Raw genomic sequence first — 26,232 nt, forward strand, 5'->3', positions numbered from 1 at the left:
TCCTTCCCCATCTCGGACATCGAGGTCTTCCACACGGACCGCGGCAGCGAGTTCGACAACGCCGAGATCGACCTGATGCTCGAGGCCTTCGGCATTGAGAGGTCGCTGTCGGCCAAGGGCTGCCCCTACGACAACGCCGTCGACGAGTCGACCAACAGGATACTGAAGGCCGAGCTCGTCCACCGCGAGACGTTCGGCACGACGCGCGAGCTCCGGGCCAAGCTCTCGGACTACGTGCACTGGTACAACAACTTCAGGATCCACTCGACGCTGGGTTACATGTCTCCGGTCGAGTTCAGGGAGGCGGGGCTGTCCCTCCCGGAATCGTCCAAATAGGTGTTGCCAATCCAACGCGGCGCTCGACATGGAGCGCGCGATCGAGGCGTCCCTGGAGGAGAACTGCCCCGCGCTGCTGGCGATGTACGGGTGCGGGCCCGTGAGCGCCGCCAAGCTCGCGGTCGCGGCCGGGGACAACCCGGACAGGCTGCGCTCCGAGGCGTCGTTCGCGGCGATATGCGGGGCCTGCCCCGTCCCCGCCTCGAGCGGCAAGACCGTGAGGCACAGGCTCAACAGGGGCGGCGACCGGCAGGCGAACAGCGCGCTGTACGAGATCGCGAGGCAGAGGGTCATGCGCGACCCCGAGACCGCCGAGTACGCCGAGAGGGCCAGGGGGCGGGGAAAGAGCGACAGGGAGGTCATGAGGTGCCTCAAGCGCTACGTGGCCAGGGAGGCGTACCGGGCGCTGATGCACCCGCACGAGGTCAGGAGACCCGAGGACGCCTCGGAGCTCGTGGCGGCCAGGCGCGCGGCGAAGGTCAGCCAGGTGAGGGCGGCGACCATATTGGGAACCAGCGAGAGGTGCATCTCGATGCTGGAGAGGGGCCAAAGGGAGCTCAAGCCCATAAGGAGGGCCTACGAGGCATGGGTCGAGGCCGGACTTCCGCTCGATTGGGACAGGCAGGCCTTCGAGGCGGAGCGAAAAATGGATTCTAAAAAAGGCCTTGCCAAATAGGAGCGTCAGCACGAAGCCCCCTTATCCGCAGCTCCGAAGGAGCAGGATAAGGGGGCTTCAAGTGCGAGGACGCATTCAGAGGGAAACCCGTCGGGCCCCGGTGAGAGCCACAGGGCTATCGATTACCCCGTGTTCTGCAGACCTGCCGAGACGCCGGTCACAGTCGAAAGAATCAGGCTCATGTACTCGGCCTTCTTCTCCTCGGCCATCTCGTCCTGGTTCATACGCACCTCGCGAAGGGCGCGGACCTGGGCGATGGACAGGGCGTCGACGTAGGGGTTACGCACGCGAACGGCACAGCCGAGCACGCGACGACGCTGCAGCGGCCACTCGTCACCGACGATGGCAAGGACCCACTTACGGGTGAGCTGCATCTCGGTAAAGACCTTCTTGGACAGATCATCGCGGTCGCCCAGATGCAGATACATCTTGGCAATGCGCTGATCGGTCTTAGCAATCGACATCTCGATGTTATCGATAAAGGTGCGGAAGAACGGCCACTCCTGGTAGGCAGCCTTGAGCTGGTCAAGATCGCCCAGCTGCTCGCAGGCGGTGCCCAGGCCGTACCAAGCGGCCAGGTTAATGCGTGCCTGGCTCCAGCTGAAAATCCACGGAATGGTACGCAGGTCGTCGAGCGACTTGGCACCCAAGCCGCGCTTGGCGGGACGCGAGCCAATCGGCAGCAGACCGACCTCGGTCAGCGGCGTCACAGTCGAGAACCACGGTGCAAAGTCCTCGGTGTTCAGCAGGTCCAGATAGCGCTCGTGGCTTGCGGCGTTGAGTTTCTCGGCCATATCCCAGAACTTCTGCGTGGTCTCGGTGTTGGTCTTCTCGACGCTCGGGGCCGACTGCAAAAGCGTTGCGGCGGCAACGGACTCAACATGGCGCTGAGCCAGCGTGCGGTTGCCGTAACGGGCAAAGATGACCTCACCCTGCTCGGTGAGCTTAAAGAAGCAGTTGACCGAACCCTTGGGCTGCGCCAGTACGGCCTTGTTGGCCGGGCCGCCACCACGGCCCACGGCACCGCCGCGACCGTGCATGAGCACCAGGTCGATATCGTTCTTCTCGGCCCACTTGGCGATGCGCTCCTGCGCGGAGTGCAGCGCAAGCATGGCCGTGGTAGGACCGGCATCCTTGGAGGAGTCGGAGTAACCCAGCATAACCTCCATGCGGCGGTTGGTCTGGGCAAGACGCTTCTGCACCACGGGCAGCGTAAGCATCTGGTCGAGCACGTCAACACAGCCCTCGAGGTCCTCGAGCTGCTCGAACAGCGGGATCACGTCGAGCTCGGGAACGTCCTCCTCGTGTGCGAAGGACAGATGGGCCAGCTCAAAGACGTCGGCCACATGCTGGGCACTCTTGGTAAACGAGATGATGTAGCGGTGTGCCATCTTCTTACCGTAGCGCTTTTGGATGGAGCCGATAGCGCGGAAGGTGTCGATGACCTCGCGCGTCATGGGCTGCAGGTCGCCATGGATACCGTTTTCGTGGATGTCCTTGAGGGCGCGGGCATGCACCACGGAGTGCTGACGGAACTCCATCTCGACCATATGGAAGCCGAAGGACTCGACCTGCCAGATGATGGTCTGCACCGGGCCGTAGGCGGCACGGACGGCACCGCAGGCAGCCAGCGAACGCTGAACGACGCGCAGGTCATCCAGGAACTCGTCGGCGCTGTGATACATGGTGTCGGTGATACGGCGTACGGTGGCGTTCAGACGGTCGGCCATGACGAGCATGACGGCGCGATGCGGCTCGTGCTCGGAGATAAGCTCGGCGCGGGCCGTGTAATGGGCACTCATCTCGACCTGATGGTTCCACAGGTTGATGAGCTCGGCAGACGGCTTGCTGTAGGTGGCCTCGAGCGTGAGGTTGCGGCCGATGCGGCGGCACTTGTCCTCGAGCTTGAGCACCATGTGGGTGAAGTACTTGGCGGCGACCTCACGGCTCACCTTGGCGGTAACGTTGGGGTTACCGTCGCGGTCGGAACCGATCCAGCTGCCGGGATGGAAGAACGCCGGGCACAGCGGCGGCACGGTACCGGCCTTGTCACCCAGCACCCAGTCGTCAAAGCGACGATAGATGACGGGGATGACGTCGAACAGCGTGTTATCGAAGATGTCGATGATGGTATCGGCTTCCTCGACCGGCGTGGGCTTCTTGAGCGCGATGGGGCTCGTACGCACCAGGGCGTCGATCTCCTGCAGCATATGGCGCTCGTTCTCCACCAGGTCGGAGCCGCCCAGACGCGGACGCTCCTCCAGCAGGTTAGAGATACGGCGAATCTTGCCCTCGACGGCCTTGCGACGTGCCTCGGTGGGATGCGCGGTAAAGACGGGATGGAACTCAAGCTTGCCGAGCAGCTCGTTGGCGCCCTCGACACCCATCTCATCCACCAGCTGGTGATAGGCGACGGTGAGTTCGTTGGCGGGATCGACCTCGGTATCGGTCGATGCGCCGGCCTCACGCTCGCGCAGCTGCTTCACACGGTAGTTCTCCTCCGACAGGTTTGCCAGATGGAAGAAGCTCGTAAAGGCGCGGACGATAACCTGCTGCTTATCGAGCGGTAGGCTGTCGATCAAATCGACGACCTCGCGAAACGCCACAGCAGTGGGCTCGTCGGCGGTGGGCACGCCCTGCTCGTCGACGGCCTCGTCGGCGGCACGGCTACCGGGGTTGCCGGCATTGGCCACGATCTCGGCCGACAGAATCTTGTCGAACAGGTCCGCGATCTCGGGATCATACTCGCTAAGCACACGGCGCTCCAGGCGCAGGAACAGCGCAAGGTTGTCGCGCAGCTCCTCGGGAATCTCAATCTCGGCGAGACGCTCCCTGGACTCGGCATTCGAGCCGATTCGGTTAACGAGGCGGTTGACCACGGCAGCGACGCGCGCCGCGGCTTCGGGTACAGACTGGTTGCTTAGGTTCTCAGCCACGTTTCCTCCCATTCCTCCTTCTATGCACGTAACATGCGGTATTCATTATAGGCACTTGAGAAATACTTTCGACACTGATTGCGCTTTACCACACAAAAGTATTTTCTGCATTGCAAGGCTTTTTGCCCCAAATGGTCGTATTTCTCGGTGGGCGGCATATGCAAACGGGGACATTCCGCATAAAAGCGAAACACCCCCGTAACAATCGTTCGCCGCGAGCGGGACGCGTTAGCGGACCCGCAGCTCAAAATGATGCCCTACAGGCGCTCGCGAACCGACTCGACAACGTTGGACAAATCGACCAGTACCTCGTCATGGCTCTGCATGTCGCGCACCTTGACCTTGCCGGCGGCAAGCTCGTCGCCGCCCAAGACCAAAATGAGCTTAGCGCCCACCTTGTCGGCCTGCTTAAACTGAGCCTTGAGCGAACGACCCTGATAGTCTGCCTCGGTCACGATGCCTGCGGCGCGAAGCTTCTGCGTAATGGCAAAAACGTTCTGACGCAGTTCCCTGCCGGCGTTGGCAACGTAGACACACGGAGCCTCATCGGCACCCAGGTCGCTGCCAAAGGCCTGCAGGGCCAGCAGGGCGCGCTCAAAACCGACGGCGAAGCCGACACCGGCTGTGGGCTTGCCGCCCTCGAGCTCGACCAGGCCGTCGTAGCGGCCGCCGCCACCGATGGAGCCGACGCCGGCGCCGGGGGCCTCGACCTCAAAGACGGTACGGGTGTAGTAGTCCAGGCCGCGCACCAGGGTGGGATCCTCGACATACTCGATGCCGGCGGCATCCAGATAGCGCTTGACCTGCTCGTAGTGCTCGCGGCACTCGTCGCACAGGTTGTCACCCATCAGCGGGGCCTCGGCCATGATCTCGCGGCAATGGTCGTTCTTGCAGTCGAAGGCGCGCAGCGGGTTGAGCTCGGCGCGCTCGCGGCACTCATCGCACATCTCGTCGGCGTGATCGAGAATGAACTGCTTGACCTGCTCGCGATAGGCCGGACGGCACTGGGCATCACCCATCGAGTTAATGAGCAGACGGAGCTTGGAAAGATCGAAGCCCAGACGCTTGTAGAACTCCATGAGCATAATGATGCACTCGGCGTCCGCAGCCGGATCGGGAGCACCGAGCCACTCGATGCCCACCTGATGGAACTGACGCAGGCGGCCCTTCTGGGGGCGCTCGCCGCGGAACATGGCCTCGGCATAGTAGGCCTTAAACGGCGTGGAGCCCTGGGGCACCAGGTTGTTCTCCACGACGGCGCGCACCACGCCGGCAGTGCCCTCGGGACGAAGCGCCAAGCGCTGTTTGGGTTTGAGCTTGGCATCGGTGCCCTCGGTAAAGACACGCTCCAGGTTGGCGCCGCTAAACACGCGGAACATCTCCTTGCGCACGACATCGGTCGACTGGCCGATGCCGTGGACAAACACGTCCACCTGCTCGATCGCGGGCGTCTCGATGGGCTTAAAGCCAAACGGCTCGAACACGCCGGCAGCGATCCGCTGCATCTTTTGCCAGGCGCGCATCTCGGCGCCGATAAGGTCGCGGGTTCCCTCCGCCTTCTGTGCCTGCATGGGCAAACACCTTTCTTTTAGTATCGCGTCATAGGTAGTGGTCATTATACGGCACAAAAACAAAACGCGGCGACGCGTCTGACCGAACGAGGGTATGGGGGCTCGTTCGGCCAGACGTGCCGCCGCTGCAGCCGATCCGCTTTCCTCCGCCCCCCCTCGAATCACACAATCTGTTGGGGACAGAGGAAAACGGATCATTTTGTATGCCCGTGGCCGCCTTGGAAACCGAATGATGGTACGAGCATCCATTCGGCTTCCAAGGCGGCCACGGACAGAACACGGGGCGAGCAGAAAAGAGCGACGGACGTCTACTCCCCCGCCACGCTCGCACGCAGCTTAGCGGCGATGGGCTCGGATGCCAGCAGGAATACGAGCATGACCACAGAACACACCAGGCACACGATCCAGGTGCTCGCAAAGGAGCCCGTGGCATCGAACAGCACGCCCGAGACAATGGCACCCACGGTGCCGCCGACCATCTCGAGCGAGGTAATGGTGCCCGTGACCTTGCCCAGATCGGCCATGCCAAACTGCTTGGACGCGGCGATAGTGGGCGTGATGGTGCCCATGCACGTTCCGACACCAAAGCTCACGGCAGCCACGATGGGACCAAGATCGGTCGCGGGGAAGCACAGGGCGACGCAGGCGATAATGCACGCAACGGATCCCAACACGTTGCCAAAACGTAGGCCAAAGCGATCGTAAATGACGCCGAGCGAAATCTTGGCGATAACGACGGTGACCATATAGGCCGAAAGCACAGTGCCCGCCCACACGGGGTCGTGACCGCCCGTGACAATCTTGGCGCCGTTGACGGTAACGCTCGTCATGTTGGTGACCTGGTTGGGCAAGATGGCACCGTTAACGAGGCCCATAAAGAGAAAGGCGACGACAAGCAGCCAAAACGCCGGGCTCTTCTTGATGCGAGACCAACCGACGTTAACCTCGGGAGCCGTGTGCTCGTCCTTGTCGCCAGCTGTCGAGCCGGACGGATCGCCCGGGTTCTCGCCGAGCGGCTTAAGGCCTATCTCAGAAGGCTTGGTGCGGAAGGAATAGGCCGTGATGGGCAGCGCCGCCACCATGCAGATGGCCGCGAGCACCAGGAAGGCGGAACGCCAGCCAACGCTCACGATAAGCGAGCTCACGGTGGGAGACAGAACAGCGCCTCCAAAGCCCGAGCCCGAAAGTGCTATGGAGATCGCAAGACCTCGCTTGGCCGTAAACCAGTTGGCGGTCACAAGGCTAATGAGCAGGCGGGTCGAGGCGACGGCAAAGCAGCCCGAGACGGCAAAGAGCACGTAGACCTGCCACAGCTCACCGACAAAGCTCATCCCGGCAAGAACGGCAGAGGTGGCGATAACGGTAAGGGAACCCAAGATGCGACCGCTCACTTTGTCGGCAACATGGCCAATGACAAGCGAGCCGACAACGCTCACCACGGTTGAGATGGCGTTGGAGATGTTGTACTGAGCAAGGGAAATGCCCAAGTCGCTCACGATAAGCGGCTGAAACAGGCTCATGCAGTTAACGAAAATCGTGTAACACGTGGCCATGATGACAAAGCCGGAAGCCACGACGAGCCAACCGGGGAAGAATTTATGCTGCTGGGACATGGATTACTCCTTGTGGTCGGCGATATAGCCCAGGGCGACCGCCGCATAAGCCGCGGCGCCGAGCGGCAACTCGGCATCGCTAAAGCGTGCCTTGGGATGGTGCTGGGCAAAGTGCTCGTCCGTATCGGTCACAGCCGCACCGAACGTAAAGTACGCGCTCGGTATCTCGCTCGAGATAAGCGCAAAGTCCTCGCTCGCCATGGCATGGAACAGAGGCAGGAAGGCGGCCTTGGGCAACGTCGCACCCACATAGCCAAGCGAAGCCTGGGTCATATCGTCATCGAGCACGAGCGGGGGAACATCCGAGAGCGTCTCGATAGTCGCCGGCGTACGATAAGTCGTGGCAACGCCTTTGACGACCTCCGCGATGCGGGTCTTGAGGTGCTCCATGAGCTCAACGTCAAAGCCGCGCAATGTTCCCTCGAGCACGCAGGTGTCGGGAATCACATTGGCCGCTTGGCCACCGGCAAACTTACCCACGGTGAGCGCGACCTCCTTGGCCGCCGGCACCTCGCGAGCGATAAGCTCCTGGAGCGCCAGGTGCACATGCACGCCTGCCGTGATGGGGTCGATGCAGATCTCGGGACTCGAACCGTGGCCGCCCTTGCCCTGCAGCGTAATGCGGAAACCGTACACGCCCGAAAGCGCCGGGCTGCCGTAGAGCACCAGGCCAAGCGGCGACTGGCTGTTGACATGCATGGCAAAAGCCGCCTGAGGACGCGGGTTCTCGAGCAAGCCGTTGGCGATGGCAGCACGTGCCCCCTCAAAGGTCTCCTCACCCGGCTGGAACAACAGCTTGACGGTGGCATTGGCGTCGACAAGCGCGGCCTCGCGAGCCTTGAGCAGGCGCGCCGCACCAAGCAGCGCCGTCGCGTGCATATCGTGACCGCAAGCATGCATGCAGCCATTGGTAGATGCAAAGGGCTCGCCGGATTCCTCGACAACGGGCAGGGCATCCATGTCGCCGCGCAGCATAACGACCGTACCGGCCTGTTCGTCCGTGCAGACGCCATTGCCCTGGGCCACGGCGGCACCGGCACCGACAAGGCCCACAACGCAGGAACCATCGACGAGCGTGGAAAATGGGATGTCCATCTCGTTCAGGCGCGCTTGGATATACGCAGAGGTCTGTGGGAGGTCGTTACCGAGTTCGGGCATCCGATGCAGATCGTGACGCCATGCGGCAAGCTCATCGGCAAAAGCCTGAGCCTCTTTGACCAGACCGTCGCCAATGGCGGCTTGCGCCGCAGCTGAGGTCTGAAGCGCTGGTTGTGGTTGGAAATCGGACAGAGCTGGTGCCATAGATGCCCTCCAGTAAAGTTTTAGCAGCAAGCACTTTCATACTCTAAAGTGCAGGGCATAACTTTAAAGGCGACGCATAAAAAACGCCGCCCCAGAGGGACGGCGCAACAGATTGTTTACAAACGCGCTCGCGGCTTTTTACGCAAAAAGTCAAAGTGCGTCTCGCTCAAGATAATCGACAGGAAGATGAGCGCAAAGCCGGCAAGCAAACGCGAGGTGAGCACCTCCCCCATCAGCAGCACCGAGAATAGCACGCCCGATGGCGACTCCATCGAAAGCAGTAGTGAGCCCGTCGAGGCCGGGACATGCGCCAAACCCACGTTTTGGATGAGCAAACCCACGCATGTGCAGCCCACCGAGAGAAATGCCATCACGCCAATAAAGCTCGGCGTCCACACGGATAAAGGCGCCTGGGTCTCGAACGGCAGCGAAGAGATCAGGCACAGCACACCGTTGCCCGCAAACATCCAAAACGTGATGACGTTGATGTCCATCTTGCGACCGTACTTAGCGGCCACCGCCATCTGGATGGCAAAGAAGACCGCGCCGCCCAGCGTAATAACATCGCCGACATTGAACTCGACGCTATCAAGCGCCACCAAGCCAATGCCCGCCAGACACAGCAACGCGGCACCCAAGTTGTAACGGGTAAGTTTTTCGCCGCTTAGGACATAGCTCGCAAACGGAACCAAGATGCAGTACGTGCCCGTCAAAAACGCGCTTTTGCCTGCCGTGGTCTGCGCCAGGCCAATCGTCTGCAAACCGTAGGCACCCCACATGAGCGCGCCCATGCCAAGTCCAACAATCAGATTTCGAGCGTTGAAATGGGCAACAATGCGCTTGTGGAAGACGGCAAGCATGACCAGCGACGCCGGAAGAAAGCGAATGTAGAGCAGCTCGAACACCGGAATGGTATCGAGCGCGTCCTTCATGGTGGTAAAGGAATAGCCCCAGATGACCGCTATCGAAAGCAGCAATACCTTCCAGAACAGCGGCGAGCGCGCACCGGCACCGCGAGAGGCACCGCCGGCACCCAGGTCTTCGCGGGCTACAGGGCTATCGGGCATATTTTCGATTTCAATAGCGGCATGATGGGCCATAGGGCATCCTCGCGCTCGGTCTGGGCGTGGTGTCCGCACGCGCGCGACCGCATGCCGCCTCATGGTCAAATAAAAACGGGACGCGCCGGACCCCCGGCACGCCCCGCAACTGTAGCAACAATCAAGCAGCCCACGCAATTCAGCCCACTAAAGTATCGAACACAAAAGCCTCGATGCTCCGGCAACATCAGCGTTCACATTGTTGCGCTAGATTAATTTAGTACTCTCCAGCTTTTCGATAATCCAGTCGTTGGCTTTGATGACCGGACGACGGAAGACCACACCCAGGGCCAGCGACGGAATCAGATAGCTCGCCAGAATACCCAGCTCAACCCAGTACTCCATATGGTAGGCGCCAGCCATGGCGGCATGCATGGCGTTGATGCCATGGGTAAACGGCAGGAACGGATAGATCGCCTGGAACACGGGGCCGGTCATCTCGATGGGGAATGTGCCGCCCGAACCACCGACCTGCATGACCAACAGCACGACAGCGAGCGCCTTGCCGATATCGCCAAACGAAACCGTAAGCGTGTAGACGATATTGGAGAACACGAGACTCGCGATCCAGCCCGCCAACACAAACTGCAGCGGGTTGTCGCACTGGATTCCAAAGAACAAGATATCGCCGGCGCACACGAGCGTCGCCTGCAGCAAGGCCAAGCCGCCAAAGAACAAGTAGCGGCCCAAATAGATCTCGTGCAGGCGTACGGGGATGAGCTCGTTGATAAGCTCATCGTCGACCGAGACCTTCATCATGGCTGCCAGCACAATCGAACCCACCCACAGCGACAGAATCGTATAGAACGGCGCCATGGCCGAACCGTAGTTGCGGATCGGATAGACCGGCTTGCGGTCGAGCGCGACGGGGCCGGAAAGCGACACGGCCAAACCCTCGGGATCGTTGCCGATCATCGTCTTAATCGTCGCAAGATCATCCGACATCAAGGCACCGTCGAGCTCGTCCTTAAACGCGCCGATCTTGTCCGACGCCTCGCCCAGCTGATCGGAAACCTTGTTGACCAGCTTTGCAGCCTTGGAGAGGCCCTTTGCCAGCGAACCGGATGCATCGGTCAGGCCGTCTACGGCGCTATCCAAATCGCCCGAGATACCATCGAGCGAGTCTAGAATGCCCGAGACGGTCTTCTTGAGCTCCTTGGCCTTAACCGAGAACGTGGAATCGTAATCGGATTTGGCGCCCGCAATGCCGGCCTTGGCATCGGCGATGGCCTGATCGACCTCGGCACGCGTGCTGTTGACCTCTGCCATGCTGTCAGAAAGGGACTTAGCAGTTGCCGTCAGGTCCTTGGCGTTGTTGCGATACTCCACCGCGATCCTGCCCAGCGATGTTGCTACAGACTTAAGGCTCTCCTGGAGCTTTTCGTCACTGACCTGCTCGGCAAAGCCGCGGAGCTGGTCGGCCGTGGCGTCGATATCGTCGGCACGTGTATTGAGCGCCGCCGCGGCATCGTTGAGCTGGGACACCGTAAGGTCCACATGCTGGTTTGCGGTGTCGAACGCCTTCGCGAGCTCGGCAGACACATTGTCGAACGAGCCCGCGCTTCCGTCAATCGCCGAGTCAACGGCATCGTTGGCGGCCTTGAGCGCTTCCTTGGAATCATTGATGCCGCTCTTGGCGTGTTCCATCAACTGCTTGGTCGACTCATCGACGGTACCCGTCTGCTGGAGCATACCGCTCGCCGACGTCAGCGAATCGGACGTGGAGCTCAAAATGCCCGCAAGCGACGTTGCGCTGGCCTGAACGCCCTGCAGGTCCTGGACCGAATCGCCGAGCGTCGAGGACAGGTTGGCGATAAAGTTGCTGACCTGGTCGGTGCTCATGTAATCGAGCAGGCTGGACACCGTCTTAAGACCGATGCTCGTAATGGTCTCGGTAAAAGTTTCGTTAACCTGGCTTTGAACGGCGTTCGAACCCTTCTCGGTCACGATCTGCGCGATGGCGTTGGCCTTCTGGTTCTCGTAAAACTCGATATCGGCGTGCTTCACCTCAGTCGAGAAAAGCGTCATCATGTCGGCGCTAAACGTTTTAGGGATAACGACGGCAGCGTAGTACGCGCCCGACTTAACGCCCTCGATCGCCTTATCGCGGTCGTTGAGGACAACCCAGTCGAAGTTCTCGTTGCCGCGCAGGGTGGCGGTTACGTTTTCGCCCACGTTGACCTCGACGGGAATCAGATCGCTCTCGTAGCCCTCGTCGGTGTTGACCACGGCAATCTTAAGATTGCCGGTGTTGCCGTACGGATCCCAGCTGCCGGCGATGTTAAACCACGCGTACAGACACGGCACGATAATGAGGCCCATCACGACAATCAGGCCGATCACGGAGCGAGACACGTTTTGGACATCGCGCTTAAACAGATGCAGGATGTTCTTCATTTATGCCTCACCTCCTTTGGAGTGCTTGCCAAGCGCGGTGGTATCTCCATCATTTGTGGCTGTGCTGTCGCTGCCCTGAGATTTATGGTGCGATCCTATATGCGGCAAGCGGCCCGCGGACTGATCGCCGCCCTTGGCACCACGCTCGCTGGCGTTGAGGCCAAACATGTGGCGGGCGGCAGGAATGGCGGCCGTGTGTTCGCGCATCTCGCGACGCAAGTCCTCATCCGAAAGCGCCGAGATGCGCATCTGGGTATTGAGGCTCGCGCGGATATATTCGATATTGATAAGCCAGCCGCAGATAGCAATAACCGAGATGATCCAAATGACAAGCAGGATGATCTTGCCGTTATTGTCGATATCGAGAACCGTCGACAGGACAAAGAGCAGGACCTGAACGCCCACCACGGCGGCAAAACCGCCCTTGATGTAGTAGGGGTAACGGTGCTCAAAGGTCACCGCATGGTCGAGCAGTTCGCGACGGTACGAATCAGAATCGAGCATGACACGCATGGCCGTGCGCAGCGAGTAGCGCTGGCGCGGCAGGTCGTTGGACTCGCAAATCATCATACCGGTCGTGGAAAGCTGTTTATCAAAGAGCAGGTTAAGGTTGAGCAGCAGCGGACGCAGCTGCAGGCCGATAAAGAGCGCCACGATCAAGAACACGCCCAGAATGCACAGGTTAAACAGGTAGTTGAACGAATACATGCCGCCGACCGTCTCGCGCAGCAGATTGATGCCGTAGGTAAAGGGCAGCAGCGGATGCAGCCACTGGAAGAAGCCGGGCATCATCTCGATGGGGTACATGCCCGAAGAGCCCGGAATCTGCACAATGACCAGGATGACGCCGATCGCCTTGCCGATATGCTTAAACGTGGTGGACAGCGCATAGATGATATTGACGTAGGTGAACGAAATGGCGATGCCGCCCAGCACGAACAGCAGCGGGCTGACGCACTGCACGCCAATCACCAGATCGCCTACCGTAACGATAATGGCCTGGAACGCGCCCAGGATCACCAGTAGCAGCCAGCGGCCAAAGTAGCCCTGACGCGCGGTAAAGCTGCCGATGCCTTCGCGGTCGACCTCGAGCTTGTAGATAGCGATAAGCACGTAGCCGCCCACCCAAAGCGCCAGATTGGTATAGAAGGGAGCGATGCCCGAGCCAAAGCTCTTGACCGGGAAAATTGACTTGGAAGTCAGCTCTACGGGAGATGCCATAAAGTCTGCCACGTCATTGACGTCGACACCCATCAGTTCAGCCAGCTCGCCCATGGACTCGGAGGTCTGCAGCGCCGCAATGTCGTTGGCGGCGGTTGCGAGCTTGTCCTGGACCTTGGCAAGCGAGGCATCGGTCTGGGACAGCGTGGTCTTGGCCTGACCGAGCGTAGCGTTGAGTTGCGAAAGTGTACCGCGCGCACTTGCAATAGCAGGCGTGAGGCCAGACACGATTCCCGTCAGATCACCCGAGACGGCGGCAAATGAATCAAGCGCGCTCGAGGCCTTCGGCAGCGCGTTTTGACCCAGGTCCGTCTGGGCCTGGCCAAGGTTAGTCGCACCGGTCTGGATTGCGTTATTGATAGCGTCGCTGGCACCCGAGACAGCCGCGGCGTCATTCGCCATGGCGCTCGACTGCGCAGACAGACTATCCTTGATGCTCTGAAGCTTTTCATTCTGCTCGCGGAGCAAATCGATGGTCGATACAATGCGCGCGTCAATTTCCTCGGAGCCTGTCGACGTGTCATTAACGAGAATTTCCAAGTGCCCGATAACGGCCTTATTGTGGTCGATCGTCGCCTGGAGAGACTCAAGCGAGTTGTCGATACGGGTGGTCGTAGATGTGACCGTGCCCGTCAGCTTGCCAATCGCAGCGTTCGCGGAGGCTGACGTCTTGGTGAGCGCAAGGCTGCCTTCCGAGAGCGCCTTGGAGAGCGAGGTGATGGAATTACCCGCCGTGGCGCGCGCCTCGCCCAGCAGGTCGTTGCCCTGGGAGATCGCCTGCGTCAGCGACGGCGCCTGACCCTGTAGACCGTCAAGTGCTGCATCTGCCGAGGCAATGGAACCACTCGTCTTATCGATGGCGGCATTCATGTCGCCAATCGAACCACGCACCTCGCCCAAGGTATCGGATGCTTCGGACACCGAACTTGCCAGCGAATCCTGGGTCTGGGTTGCCTTGTCCTTTAAATCGACTCCGGCATCCTTGGCGATACCGGCAACAGTCTCGCCCGCCGTGGAGACAAATTCCGAGTTGATCTGCTCCTCGATGGTGCTTGCACCGGTGTCGGTAACCTTGGGCGCAATAGCGCTCTTCTTCTCATTGACGTAGTACGTAAGCTTGGGCTGATGGTAGTTGCCGTCGAGCATCGAAACCAGGTTATCCGAGAAGTTCTTGGGGATTACGATGGCCGCATAGTACTCACCGCTCTCGACGCCCTCTTTAGCATCGGCCGCCGAATCGACGAAGGTCCAGCCCAGCCGATCGTTCTCCTTGAGCTGATCGACGACCTTATCGCCCGCGTTGAGCTCGCCCACCAAGTCGTTTTGGGTGCCCTGATCGTTGTTGGCGATGGCAATCTTGATACCCTGGGTGTTTCCGTACGGATCCCAGTTTGCCACGATGTTGTACCAGGCATACAGCGAGGGAATAACGCACACGCCGAGGGTAACCACCAGGGCGACGGGATTCACAAGCAGTCGCTTAATGTCGCGCTTAAATATCGCAAAGGAGACCTTTGCATCGGATAGTTTGCTGCCGAGACTCACGCTTGGACCATCCATCCTGTCGTTGAATCGAATCGTACTATCGATAACCATTGTACGAAGGCGTTTTAACGTCTCGATGCACAATGGTATTGAGTTTTGCGGGTAGCAATATACTACGAAGATGAGTTAGCGTACAGTTGTACAGTATCTTTAATTTCAGCAGGTCACAAAACCACAACCCGCACAAATTAGCAACCCAACTAGTCATCGGGGACGTTCTTAAACGACCAGTCAAACAAGAACGCCCCCAATGACTACTTAGGATCACGAAAGCGTCGCTGGTTGAGCATAAGTCAGCGAAAACGCCCCTAAGCGAGCAAGGTGACGTGAAAGAGGAGGGAAGCGTACTTCGGTACGCGACCGACGATTGAACGTCAGATTGCCGCTTAGGGGCGTTTGCAGCGTCGACCGGTCTGCCGTTCGTTAGAACGGCAGAACCAATAGGTTCGTTAGAACGGCGGAACTGAGGGCAGCGTCGAGCCGTTCCGCCGTTCGGCAGAACGGCGGAACCAATTACATAAGCTCGCAGACAGCCGCCGCGAAGGCAACGGGGTCCTCGGGCAAAATACCCTCGACGAGCAGAGCCTGGTCATAGAGCAGGCCGGAGTACTGCTTGATCTTGTCGGCGTCGCCCGCCTTCTGAGCAGCGACGAGCTTGGCAAAGACCGGGTGCTTGGCGTTGAGCTCGAGCACGCGTTGGCTCTTGGGCATACCGTCGGGCGCACCCTCGGGACCCTTCTGAAGCACCTTCTCCATCTCGAGCGAAAGCGGACCCTCGGTGGTGATGCACGCGGGAGCATCGGTCAGGCGCGCAGAGACGGCGACCTTCTCGACCTTGTCACCGAGTGCCTCCTTCATGGCGCTAAAGAGGTCCTCGTTCTCCTTAGTGGCGTCCTCGGCCTCCTTCTTCTCGTCCTCGGTCGCCAGGTCAAGATCGCCGGTAGCGACATTCTTGAGCTCCAGGTGACGATCTTCGACCTCGGGCTCGGCACCGTCGGCAACAGCCTTCTCGGCAGCCTCGCGGGCAGCGTCGTCCTCGTAGATCTTGGGCATATCGACGGCAACGTACTCACGCATAGCCTGGAACGTGAACTCATCCACATCCTGAGTCAGCAGCAGCACGTCATAGCCGCGGTCGAGTACGCCCTTTACCACGGGCATCTTGGTCAAGCGCTCACGCGAGTCGCCGGCGGCGTAGTAGATGGCCTTCTGATCTTCGGGCATGCCCTTGGCATACTCGGCCAGGGTAATCATCTTCTGCTCCTTGGCAGACCAGAACAGCAGCAAGTCGGCGAGCTCATCGGCCTTCATGCCATAGCTCGAATAGATGCCGTACTTAAGGCCACGGCCAAAGTTCTCAAAGAACTTCTCGTAGGCCTCGCGGTCGTTGTCACGCATATCCTCAAGGTCGGCGGTAATCTTCTTTTCCACACGCTTGGCGATGGCCTTGAGCTGACGGTTCTGCTGCAGCGTCTCGCGCGAGATGTTGAGCGACACGTCGGCGGAATCCACGACACCGCGGACAAAGTTATAGTAGTCGGGAAGCAGGTCGTCGCACTTCTCCATGATCAGGACGTTGGAGCTGTAGAGCGCCAGGCCCTTCTCGTAGTCCTTGCTGTACAAATCGAACGGCGCGCGGCCCGGCACAAACAGCAGGGCGTCGTACTCGAGCGTACCCTCGGCGTGGAAGCTGATGGTGCGCGCAGGATCGTCAAAGTCGTGGAACGTAGACTTGTAGAACTCGTCATAGTCCTTCTGCTCAACATCGGAGCTGCGCTTCTTCCAGATCGGCGTCATGGAGTTAACGGTCTCGAGCTCCTGGTAGTCCTCGTACTCGGGCTTGTAATCCTCCGGCGCGTCCTCGGGCTTGGGTTTCTGGCGGCTCTTGGAGACCATCATTTGGATCGGGTAGCGCACATAGTTGCTGTACTGCTGAATCAGGCTCTTGAGGCCCCACTCGGTCAGGAAGCGATCGTAGGTCTCGGCCTCGCCATCGGCGTCGAGCTTCTCGTTCTCGCGCAGCGTCAGGATGACATCGGTGCCGTGCTCGGCGCGCTCGCCGTCCTCGATGGTATAGCCCTCAAGACCGTCGGATTCCCACACATGGGCGACATCCTCGCCATAAGCGCGGCTGACCACCTTCACATGGCTGGCGACCATAAAGGCCGAGTAGAAGCCCACGCCAAACTGACCGATGATGTCGACATCCGAACCCTGCTGCTCGGCGTTCTCTGTCTTAAACTCCTCGGAGCCGGAATGGGCGATGGTGCCCAGGTTGCGCTCGAGCTCCTCGGCGGTCATGCCAATGCCGTTATCCGAGATGGTAATGGTGCGGGCGTCTTTATCAAAGGAGACGCGAATAGCCAGGTCGCCCTGGTCGAGCTTGACGCTCGGATCCTGCAGGCTCTTAAAGTTGAGCTTGTCGACGGCGTCGCTCGCGTTAGAGATAAGCTCGCGCAGGAAGATTTCCTTGTTGGTGTAGATGGAGTTGATCATGAGGTCGAGCAACTTTTTGCTCTCGGTCTTAAATTGACGCATGTGCAGTCCTTTCGCGCTACCCCCGTCCGCAAAAACAGCCCGGTTGCCCGAGCCGTATCGCAGACCTGCTATGTTCAGACTTAGATTTTATAACCCATTAGCGCGCATATATACATGCGGAATCGAAAAACTGTATGTCCGAGCACTCCGATGCGCCAATTGCCAAGAAGTGTCCCCAACTGCCGACAGAAAAGGAACGTCCCTATCTGCCATCTACGCGCTTGGCCATCCAGGCATGGGGTTGGCCCTCGTCTTCGTAGTCAACCGGGGCAATTTGTGTGTAGCCAGCCTTTTCATAGAGCGGCAACACGTATTCCTGCGCGTGCAGCTTAATAAGTTTAGCGCCGGCATCGCGTGCGCATGTATCGCTGGCCTCGACGATCGCGCTTGCCAACCCGCGACGACGCATAGCCGGCAGCACGGCGACGCGCCCCATAATGTAGGTCTCCCCCGCGGCGACGCCTTCGTCCAAGTCGCACGCCGGTGGCACCGGAGCCTCCGCATCTGCCGCGCGCTCCAGCTCCTCGGGAAACACGCGCGAGCAGCCGGTGAGTTGGCCATCCACATACAGCGTCACATGGATGCAGCCCGGGTCCTCGTCAATCTGGTCAAACTCGTTTTCATAGCCTTGTTCGTCCATAAAAACGGCGCGGCGCACCAGCGCCGCGTCCTCAAAGCAACCTGTCTTAAGTTGGATATCCAAGGCGGCCCCTTTATCGGTGTTCTTCGCCTTAGCCATGCCTATTTACCACCTTTCATAGCCGGAATTCGGCCAACAACGGGAATACCCAGGAGCTCTTCTGCCTCTTCGGCACCGCAGATACGCATGTTGAGTATATCTGCCAAAACAACGTAGGCAATTGCGATAAAGACGCCGGCAAGGAACGCAACGGCAACATACAGCAAGCGCTTGGGGCCGCTCGGAGACTCAGGGGTCTTGGCTTCATCGACCACGTTAATGCTCTGGGCGGCGCCAACATTCTGAGCAACCGTGCTTACCGAGTTGGCCATTGCCCTTGCAACCTTGGCCGTCTCCTTGGCATCGGTACCCGTCACCGAAAGCGTAATGACGCGCGTCGTGGTCTCGGACGAAACGGCAATCTTGTAATCATCCAAATCGGAAAGGCCCAGATCCTTGGCAGCACCGCTCTTAACGCTATTGCTGTCGAGCAGCGTGGCGATATCGTTGGAAAGCATCTGGCTCGCCGAAAGGTCGTTATAGCTCATCTGACCGCCGTCGGTCTTAGCGAGAATGCACATGCTCGCCGTGGCGGTGTAGGTATTGTCCATCATGGCAAAGGACGCGATACCCATGACGATCGCACAGACCACCGGAAGGGTAATAACCAGCTTGAGATGCTTTTTAAGCAGCTGGAACAATTCGAGAAGGGTCATGCAGCGTGCCTTTCAGTTCCCGAGTTCGTATTGACAAAACTGTCCATTTGTTATCGCATATTTTCCCATGTCCAAACTCTATACATAAGCTACAGCGCTTATAACAATGTTGCGCAACAATAACGCCGCACCGGCAACCCCGATGCGGCGTTTACATCAAGGCCAGCGGCCAAGCGCTATGCAAACGGCTCTTTCTGCTGTGCGGGAAACGTTACCGTAATGGTGGTTCCCACGCCCGGCTCACTCGACAGGTCAATCGCGGCGTGATGGTACAGAGCGGCGTGTTTGACGATCGCCAAACCCAGGCCGGTTCCGCCGCGCGCCTTAGAACGACTCTTGTCCACGCGATAAAAACGCTCGAACACTTTACCCTGCTCCTCGGGCGCAATACCGATACCCGTATCGGCAACAGACAGGTACGGATGACCCTCGTCATTGGTCCCGCAGCGCAGCGTGACCGTACCGCCAGGTCGGTTGTAGCGAATGGCGTTGCTTGCAAGGTTGTAGATCAGCTCGTCAATCAGGCGCGGCACGCCTTCGATCACCATGGGCTTCGTCTCGTGCCCAATGGTCACATTCGACTGCCGGGCAACTTGCTCAAGACGCTGTTCCACCGTCAAAATGGCGCGAGAGAGCTCGATGGGTTCTGTGGACCCAATGGGCACCGCCTCGCCCTCGGATGCTCGCTCCGCCTCGTCCAAGTTGGAAAGCGTAAGAATGTCGTTGACAAGCGCTGCCAGGCGGCCCGCCTCGCGATAGATGCGGCCACCAAAGTTGCGCAAGTCGTCCTCGCCCTCAACCATGCCGTTTGCAATAAGCTCGGCATAGCCCGAAATCGCGGTAAGCGGGGTCTTGAGCTCATGGGTGATATTGGCCGTGAACTCGCGGCGCATTCGGTCGTTGTCCGCTAGCACCGCCATTTGGCGCTTGAGTTCCTGGCGCTGCGACTCGATACGCTCAAGCATGGGGACCATCTCGGCATAGGCGTGCTCATAGCTACGGCGTGGGTGGTCCAAATCCACCTCTTGCAACGGCGCGATGATTGCACGGGACTCGCGGCGCGCCATAAAAAACGAGAGTACTGCACCCGCTGCTGCGATAAGCAGCATCGGCGCCACCATCGACAGCAAAATCGCCGCAACGCCAGGCTGGGCTTGCGCCAAGCGGACAACCTGGCCGTTATCAAGGGCGACGGCGCGATACAGCATAATCTCGTCGAGCGTAGAGCTTGCGCGCTCCGCGGAACCCAAACCACTCTCAAAGGCCTCGATGACCTCGGGGCGATCGCCATGGTTGGGCAGTGAGGAAGGCGACGCCTCGTTGTCGTAGGCAACCGATCCATCCTTGTTAATCAGCGTGATGCGCAAGTCCTCGCGATCGAGGCTACGCAAGAACGGGATGGGCTCCTGCTGTTCGTCGAGGGCGGCAGCAATGAGCTCGGTTTCCTGCGCCAGATTGGCACTCGTGGCATCCGCCAAGGTGTTTTGCACAAAGAACGCACCCAGCACCGTAAACGCCACGATAACCGCCATGGCGCAAACAAAGATCGTCACAAAAACGCGGTGCGACAGCGTATGTTTTCCCTGGGGGGCGAAGACCACGGGTTACTCCTCCGATGCGGTGGCCGCGGTGTCGTCACCTTCGGCACCGTCACCGGCAGAAGGCTCGGCCAAGCGGTAGCCCACGCCGCGCACGGTCTCGATGGCACTGGCATGCTCGCCCAGTTTTTGGCGAAGCGTCTGCACGTGCACGTCAACGGTGCGCGAACCGCCGTCGAAATCCCAACCCCACACGCTCTGCAGCAACGACTCACGGGTAAAGACCACGCCGGGCTTGCGCATAAGGTACTCAAGCAGGTCGAACTCACGCAGGGTGAGCTTAAGCGGCTCGCCGGCAACGGTTACCTCGCGATGGCTGGGCGAAAGCACGATATCGCCCACGCTGAGCACATCGCTCGCCTGCTTGACCATGCCGCCGCGACGCAGCAGTGCGCGGCAGCGGCTCGCAAGCTCCATGAGCGAAAACGGCTTAGTCAGGTAATCGTCGGCACCGCCATCGAGCGCCATCACCTTGTCGAGCTCGGTATCCTTGGCGGTAAGCATCATGATGGGCACCGTCTCCGTCAGGCGATCGGCACGCAGGCGACGCATAATCGCCAAGCCATCGGTATCGGGCAGCATGATATCGAGCAGCACGGCATCGGGCACCCGCCGCGCCACGGCAGCCTTAAACTCACCGTCGCACGAAAAGCCTTCGGCCTCGATCCCCTGCTTGCGCAGTGCATAGACCGTCAAATCCCTGATGTTGTCATCGTCCTCGACGTAATAGATCATGTTGAACCCCTTTGCGGCCGGCATGACCGCATCTTAATCCTAAAGGTACCTTTACTAGATGGTATCAGCCAAAACGTCCCGTCAAATAATCCGCCGTACGCGGGTCGGTAGGATTTTTGAAAAGCTGAGCGGTGGGCGCGTGCTCCACCAACTCACCTAGCAAGAAAAACGCGACGGAATCGGATATGCGCGCCGCCTGCTGCATATTGTGTGTAACGACCACGAGCGCGCAGGTCTCTTTGAGCTCGCAGGCCAGCTGCTCCACCACGAGCGTCGACACGGGATCGAGCGCCGAGGTCGGCTCGTCCATCAGCAGAATATCGGGCCGCACGGCAAGCGCACGGGCGATGCACAAACGTTGCTGCTGTCCGCCCGAAAGCCCCAGACCAGACTCCTTGAGTTTGTCCTTGACTTCGTCCCACAGGGCAGCGCGGCGCAGGGAATCCTCGACCAGCTCATCCAGCACAGCGCGATCGCGCACACCCATACCGCGGGGGCCATAGGCGACGTTGTCGTAGATGCTCATGGGAAACGGGTTGGGGCGCTGGAACACCATGCCCACGCGCTGGCGAAGGCGGCAGATGTCGTAATCGCCCAGGATATCTTGACCATCGAGCGCAATCTTGCCCTCGATGCGGCAGTCCTTGATGCCGTCGTTCATGCGGTTAAAGCAACGCAGCAACGTCGACTTGCCGCAGCCCGAAGGACCGATAAACGAGGTAATCTGCTTGTCGCGGATCTTGATGGACACATCCTTAAGCGCGTGGTGATCTCCATAGAACAGGTCGAGGCCCTCGACATCGATGCGCGTCGGCGAGGTGGCAAGGTCCTCTGCCGTGGGGCGAGTCGCATCCCCAACTTCGCGCTCATGCGCGGCCTCGGCCTGCGCTTCCATTAGCTCCTCGAGCTCCGTGGGCCCCACAGCCGCAGCAGCCGTCATACCGCATACCTCCACATCGATATCAAATCAGCAGTATCGATAGTAAAAATCGCAGCTCATATATGCGTGAGGGTATTGTCAAGTATTTGTAAGGACCTCCTCGATACGCGACGGGCAATCATATCGACCGTGCACACCCAAGCGTCCGCCCAGACACGAAGATAAACCGCACGCGCCAAACCCCAAGCGACACAGCCGGTAAACGATATACTCTAGAGCCAAAGGAGACCATCCCGTCGAAAGCGAAATCAGTGAAGCATCTCACCCCTCTTGTAAAGCGTTCCGCGCAGCTGACCGTTGGCCTTGCCTGCGCCGTCGCCCTTGTCGCCGGCATTCCGTCCGTCGTCGGTGCCCAAGTGCTCACGACCGATAACATCTGCGGCAAAGCCGCCGATGCACGCGGCATTGCAGCCGAAGACCTGCCCGATATCGATGCCTCCAATGCGTTTGTCATGGGTAAAAACGGCACCGTCTACTATGCCCGTAGCGCCGACGAGCAAGTCAAAATCGCCTCTATCACCAAGGTCATGACTGCAATCCTCGCGGTCGAGAACTGCAAAATGGACGAGAAAATCACCGTGAGCAACGCGGCGGCAACCGTAGGCAACTCGACCGCGGGACTCCTCGAAGGCGACGAGCTCACCGTCGAGCAAGCGCTGCGCGGCCTGATGATCCCCTCGGGCAACGACGCCGCCATCGCGCTTGCCGAACACGTGGGCAAAAAACTTGACCCCAAGACCAAAGATGCCGTCGCTACGTTTGTAAAAGCCATGAACGAGCGGGCCAAGAAGCTCGGCTGCACGGGAACGCTCTTCGAGAACCCGCACGGGCTGGATTTTGACGAATGGGCCGGCGATATGCATTCAACCGCACACGATGTGGCATTGATGATGCAAGAGGCCATGAAGGACGACACGATTCGCGAAGTCATGGCGAGCAAAGATCCCTGGATCGAAGTGACGGGCGCCGACGGCTCCGATCATTCGCATTCCATGGATACGCACAATGTTTTATTGGACCAAGACGGCAATATCGGCGGTAAGACCGGCACCACCGACGATGCCGGATACTGCTTTGCAAGCGCCTACAATCGCGATGGCGACGAGATCTATACCGTTGTCTTGAACTCCAGCACCACCGACCAGCGTTTTGCCGATACGGCCACACTTGCTAGTTGGTATTACGACCACAAGGTAACGGTCGAAATCGCCAATACGCAAAAGAAGACCGCCAACGGAAATCCGCTGATGGCACGTGTCAGTCAAACCGACTGGACAGACAAAACGATCGACGCCACGCTTGCCGACCCCACCGCGCAGGCAACGGTGTTCTCACTCGCCGGCGAAGTGACCGAAAAGGTTAGCTACGATGACCTTTCGGGCACGGTGCATGTTGGCGATAAGGTGGGCAGCGTTACGCTTAAGCAGGACGGCACCAAGATTGCCGTCATGGACCTGGTTGCCGACGAGGAAGGAACGGGGCCCAATCCCATCGAGTGGCTGCTCGTGAAGCTCGACCGCCTGGGCCGCCGCATCGACAACCGCCCGCTCACAGCCGAGAGCGAGACCGTAGCCAAGGCTCCTGAGGTGTAGGGCCAAAGCGTTATCACATCGAACCAAATGAGGCGTCCAACGGGGCGCCTCATTTTTTGAGGGTTCGAATCCCCAGCTAACGTTCTCCATACCAAAAAGGGCCCCTTACGGAGCCCTTCTTCAAATTCGTACTGGCGGAGAGCTGGGGATGTCTGGGCATGCTGCGCATGCCCTCCGGCTTCAAAGCCTGGCGGCTTTTCGCCCACGGGCTACAAACGCTTTCGCGTTTGCTTAACGCCCGTGCCCTCTCGGGTTCGAATCCCCAGTTAACATTCTTCTAATCAAAAAAGGGCCCAAATGGGACCCTTCTTTCAAGTCATACTGGCGGAGAGCTGGGGATTCGAACCCCAGATGCCCTTTTGGGGCATACTCGCTTAGCAGGCGAGCACCTTCGGCCTCTCGGTCAGCTCTCCGTAACAGCCGTTCCATAGTAACCAAACACTCGAATCCGGGCAAGGGGAAATTTTGATAATTGGCCGGCAGGCTTTCCTCCCCCATAAATCAAACCCCTATCCCAACGACCGGCTGAGGGAGCCGAGCTCATCGTTTCCCATCGTGCGCCACATTTGGAAGATGCAGACGCGTGCCAGGAAAAAGAACCCGTTATCAACCAGCTGCACAGCAGCGTCTGCCAGCTGGTTGGACACGGCAGGCACCGGCGGCAGTTCGAGCCCCGCCTTACTGATGGTCTCAACCGCTTCCTCGAACGTCGGTGGCTCATTGACACCCATCTCGTTCATAAGGCCCTGCATTTCCTCCAGTGCATTGCTACCCGACTCCTCGCCGCGCGGTACCAAGCGGTAGCACGCCAACGCCAGCTCGAGCTGATCGCAGTTCCAGTAGGCAAACGCTAGGCGATAGAACAGGTAGCCGATTGAGGAACGGTCACTGGCAATGCGCAGGCCGTGGCGCGCCACCTCAATGACCTCGTCATAGCGCTCCAGACGCGCCAGCACGTTGATGAGTGCAAAGTGCGATTGCATGGATGAGCGCGCCAGATCGTAAAGATGACGCACCTCGGGCAATGCCCGCTCAAAATCCTCCTGCTCGGCGTAAAAGCTGCAAATCTCATGCTGGGCAAAGTACAGCGCATCGGGAGCGCGCAAAATACGAACGGAGCGGTCTTCCTCCATTACCGGCAGCACTATACGCACCAGCTGGTTGTCGCAAAACTGCGTCTGGACCGGTCCTGTCGCCAAAAGCTCGGCAACGGCGCACTTGGCCTCCAGCTCCTCAACAAGACGGGAAAAGCCCTCAAACGCACCCGCGCGGTCGACTTTTGCCTGCTCGCGCAACTCAGCGACGCGCGCCACATACGGGTCATCGCCCTCCTCCATAACCTCAAGCTCGTCAGCCGTATCGGCAAGCAGCAGGTCGCGCAACGCCGGCGGCAGCGAACGGTGGTCGTCACGCGGGCGGGCATGAACCTCAGCGGGCTCAATCGCATCCGGCGCGTCCGACTCATATGCCTCAAGCATGCGCTTGCACGGCATATCATCCATATCCATGCTTTCAAAATTCTTAGCGGCGGGAACGCAATTGGCCAGATAGGCCGCACGCCCAAAGGAATATGTTGCAATGATGCGCTCGCCCTGCTCGCCATCGGGAGCCGCAATCTGAACGTAGCAGCGCGTAATGCGAGCGCCCGAAGCAAAGCAAGCCGCTGCGAGTGTAAGCGCAATGCGCGCATCGTGCTCGGTGGCCCATGCTGCGCGCTTAGGCTCATCCACCTCGCGCCAGGCATCATCTTGAGCATCGTATTCGCGCTGCGGCAAAGCATCGACAACCGTGCGGCCAAATCGAACCAGCATGATGCCCTCGGCGACGTTCGCTCGATAGATGTAGTCGAGCCGCGTGACCACGTTGAGTGCCTCTACGATACGTGCAAAGCGGGTGCGAACGTCCCACTCGCCACCCGGCTGGCACGCAACCGTCCCCGGTTTGGCCCACGGGTTGTCATTCGACAGCGTTTCGAGCAGGCGAGGAACGTCGTTTGTCGTCTTGCTGATATGCCATAGATCAAAGAGCGAGCAGCCCTCAAAGCTTGGCGACGAGGCAACGGGGCCCAACCCTGCCCCAATACGCTCAAGGATGCCGGAGAGGCGGTTAAGACGACACTCGATAGCAAGCAGCATGTCAATCTCGTCTTGGTCCAGCAGGCTACGATCAAAATTGAGATAGAACAGCTTTGAGCGGTCGATACGCGCTAGACCCATCTCGGACTTGGCAGCGATGGTGCGCAGTCGGGGCAAATCGACCTCGCTCATAAGGGCGGCGGCATAACGCTCGATACCGCTCGGATTATCGGCATGGTCAACGCGGTAGAGCAGCGTCTCGATAGCATCGGGGAGCGGTGCCGTGTTAAAGCCCAAAAACACCTCGACCGGCTCGGGCAACTTTACGAGTTTGATCTTGTTGGCGGTGTTTTTTATACCCTCATCGAGCTCGTCGGCAGGTACCGTGTTCGCAAGAGTGTTGTTGGGGTCGGCAAATATCACGTAGCGCAAGAACATCGAGGCCATAAACTCGCCATAAGGGAGAGCACGGCTCGAATTCCATGTCTCGTGGTCGGACTGCTCACGCATTGCCCCTTCGGGAGAGCCGGCCGTTCGCGCGCAAGCGCGCATTGCGCCGTTGGCTCCCCGCACCAAAATCTCGCCAACACTGGAATCGGACTCGTCAAGGACCAATTTCATGTCGGGGTTCTTGGGCAATGGCACTTTCTGAACAGGGCCGT

Annotated in this window: 16 protein-coding genes, 1 tRNA gene and 1 pseudogene; 3 read left to right on the forward strand and 15 right to left on the reverse strand. The window is 59.4% G+C overall.

What is annotated here, in order from left to right; all coding sequences use genetic code 11:
• The coding region (locus ACQRCA_RS04555; RefSeq protein WP_427719021.1) for an IS3 family transposase at positions 1-336 on the forward strand (336 nt) is incomplete at its 5' end.
• A 100-nt stretch (positions 337-436) separates the two neighbouring features.
• Positions 437-626: pseudogene (locus ACQRCA_RS04560) on the forward strand (transposase); the annotation flags it as partial.
• Positions 627-1,134: 508 nt separating this feature from the next.
• Here the strand turns inward: ACQRCA_RS04560 and ACQRCA_RS04565 are convergent.
• The 13 genes from ACQRCA_RS04565 to pstB form a co-directional block, all read right to left on the reverse strand.
• Positions 1,135-3,948, reverse strand: a complete 2,814-nt coding sequence (locus ACQRCA_RS04565) for a phosphoenolpyruvate carboxylase (RefSeq protein ID WP_370450652.1) — start codon at positions 3,946-3,948, stop codon at positions 1,135-1,137.
• Between the two features lie 257 nt (positions 3,949-4,205).
• On the reverse strand, positions 4,206-5,519 hold the full coding sequence (gene hisS, locus ACQRCA_RS04570) for a histidine--tRNA ligase (RefSeq protein ID WP_427719024.1): 1,314 nt from the start codon (positions 5,517-5,519) through the stop codon (positions 4,206-4,208).
• Between the two features lie 308 nt (positions 5,520-5,827).
• Entirely contained in the window at positions 5,828-7,132 is a 1,305-nt protein-coding gene (locus ACQRCA_RS04575) for an MFS transporter (RefSeq protein ID WP_427719026.1), read from the reverse strand.
• A gap of 3 nt (positions 7,133-7,135) precedes the next feature.
• Positions 7,136-8,434, reverse strand: a complete 1,299-nt coding sequence (locus ACQRCA_RS04580; RefSeq protein ID WP_427719028.1) for a M20 family metallopeptidase — start codon at positions 8,432-8,434, stop codon at positions 7,136-7,138.
• A gap of 116 nt (positions 8,435-8,550) precedes the next feature.
• Positions 8,551-9,534: a DMT family transporter gene (locus ACQRCA_RS04585; RefSeq protein ID WP_427719031.1), complete on the reverse strand. Its 984-nt coding sequence runs from the start codon at positions 9,532-9,534 to the stop codon at positions 8,551-8,553.
• Between the two features lie 207 nt (positions 9,535-9,741).
• Positions 9,742-11,931 carry a YhgE/Pip family protein gene (locus ACQRCA_RS04590; protein ID WP_427719034.1) on the reverse strand — a complete coding sequence of 730 codons (2,190 nt, stop codon included), beginning with the start codon at positions 11,929-11,931 and terminating at the stop codon, positions 9,742-9,744.
• Complete coding sequence (locus ACQRCA_RS04595) at positions 11,932-14,697, reverse strand: YhgE/Pip family protein (RefSeq protein ID WP_427719036.1); 2,766 nt, start codon at positions 14,695-14,697, stop codon at positions 11,932-11,934.
• Between the two features lie 513 nt (positions 14,698-15,210).
• Complete coding sequence (gene htpG / locus ACQRCA_RS04600; protein WP_427719038.1) at positions 15,211-17,235, reverse strand: molecular chaperone HtpG; 2,025 nt, start codon at positions 17,233-17,235, stop codon at positions 15,211-15,213.
• A 202-nt stretch (positions 17,236-17,437) separates the two neighbouring features.
• Positions 17,438-17,974, reverse strand: coding sequence for a GNAT family N-acetyltransferase (locus tag ACQRCA_RS04605; RefSeq protein WP_427719041.1), 537 nt, complete (start codon positions 17,972-17,974; stop codon positions 17,438-17,440).
• Positions 17,975-17,976: 2 nt separating this feature from the next.
• Complete coding sequence (locus tag ACQRCA_RS04610; protein WP_427719044.1) at positions 17,977-18,630, reverse strand: YveK family protein; 654 nt, start codon at positions 18,628-18,630, stop codon at positions 17,977-17,979.
• Positions 18,631-18,806: 176 nt separating this feature from the next.
• Positions 18,807-20,231: a sensor histidine kinase gene (locus tag ACQRCA_RS04615; RefSeq protein ID WP_427719047.1), complete on the reverse strand. Its 1,425-nt coding sequence runs from the start codon at positions 20,229-20,231 to the stop codon at positions 18,807-18,809.
• A 3-nt stretch (positions 20,232-20,234) separates the two neighbouring features.
• Positions 20,235-20,963, reverse strand: coding sequence for a response regulator transcription factor (locus ACQRCA_RS04620; protein ID WP_154517679.1), 729 nt, complete (start codon positions 20,961-20,963; stop codon positions 20,235-20,237).
• Between the two features lie 64 nt (positions 20,964-21,027).
• Positions 21,028-21,903, reverse strand: a complete 876-nt coding sequence (gene pstB, locus ACQRCA_RS04625; protein ID WP_427719049.1) for a phosphate ABC transporter ATP-binding protein PstB — start codon at positions 21,901-21,903, stop codon at positions 21,028-21,030.
• A gap of 251 nt (positions 21,904-22,154) precedes the next feature.
• Between pstB and ACQRCA_RS04630 the strand changes: the two genes are divergently transcribed.
• Entirely contained in the window at positions 22,155-23,495 is a 1,341-nt protein-coding gene (locus ACQRCA_RS04630; RefSeq protein ID WP_427719051.1) for a D-alanyl-D-alanine carboxypeptidase family protein, read from the forward strand.
• A 322-nt stretch (positions 23,496-23,817) separates the two neighbouring features.
• Here the strand turns inward: ACQRCA_RS04630 and ACQRCA_RS04635 are convergent.
• Positions 23,818-23,908 (reverse strand) — tRNA-Ser (locus ACQRCA_RS04635).
• Between the two features lie 96 nt (positions 23,909-24,004).
• Positions 24,005-26,191: a tetratricopeptide repeat protein gene (locus tag ACQRCA_RS04640; RefSeq protein ID WP_427719053.1), complete on the reverse strand. Its 2,187-nt coding sequence runs from the start codon at positions 26,189-26,191 to the stop codon at positions 24,005-24,007.
• Positions 26,192-26,232: the final 41 nt, after the last annotated feature.

This window comes from Collinsella sp. SGI.095, assembly GCF_050314535.1.
Classification (GTDB): Bacteria; Actinomycetota; Coriobacteriia; order Coriobacteriales; family Coriobacteriaceae; genus Collinsella.

Coding starts and splice junctions, on each gene's coding strand:
- hisS (WP_427719024.1), bottom strand. CDS start 5,519: ATGCAGGCACAGAAGGCGGAGGGAACCCGCGACCTTATCGGCGCCGAG.
- ACQRCA_RS04575 (WP_427719026.1), bottom strand. CDS start 7,132: ATGTCCCAGCAGCATAAATTCTTCCCCGGTTGGCTCGTCGTGGCTTCC.
- ACQRCA_RS04580 (WP_427719028.1), bottom strand. CDS start 8,434: ATGGCACCAGCTCTGTCCGATTTCCAACCACAACCAGCGCTTCAGACC.
- ACQRCA_RS04585 (WP_427719031.1), bottom strand. CDS start 9,534: ATGGCCCATCATGCCGCTATTGAAATCGAAAATATGCCCGATAGCCCT.
- ACQRCA_RS04590 (WP_427719034.1), bottom strand. CDS start 11,931: ATGAAGAACATCCTGCATCTGTTTAAGCGCGATGTCCAAAACGTGTCT.
- htpG (WP_427719038.1), bottom strand. CDS start 17,235: ATGCGTCAATTTAAGACCGAGAGCAAAAAGTTGCTCGACCTCATGATC.
- ACQRCA_RS04605 (WP_427719041.1), bottom strand. CDS start 17,974: ATGGCTAAGGCGAAGAACACCGATAAAGGGGCCGCCTTGGATATCCAA.
- ACQRCA_RS04610 (WP_427719044.1), bottom strand. CDS start 18,630: ATGACCCTTCTCGAATTGTTCCAGCTGCTTAAAAAGCATCTCAAGCTG.
- ACQRCA_RS04620 (WP_154517679.1), bottom strand. CDS start 20,963: ATGATCTATTACGTCGAGGACGATGACAACATCAGGGATTTGACGGTC.
- pstB (WP_427719049.1), bottom strand. CDS start 21,903: ATGACGGCTGCTGCGGCTGTGGGGCCCACGGAGCTCGAGGAGCTAATG.
- ACQRCA_RS04640 (WP_427719053.1), bottom strand. CDS start 26,191: ATGAAATTGGTCCTTGACGAGTCCGATTCCAGTGTTGGCGAGATTTTG.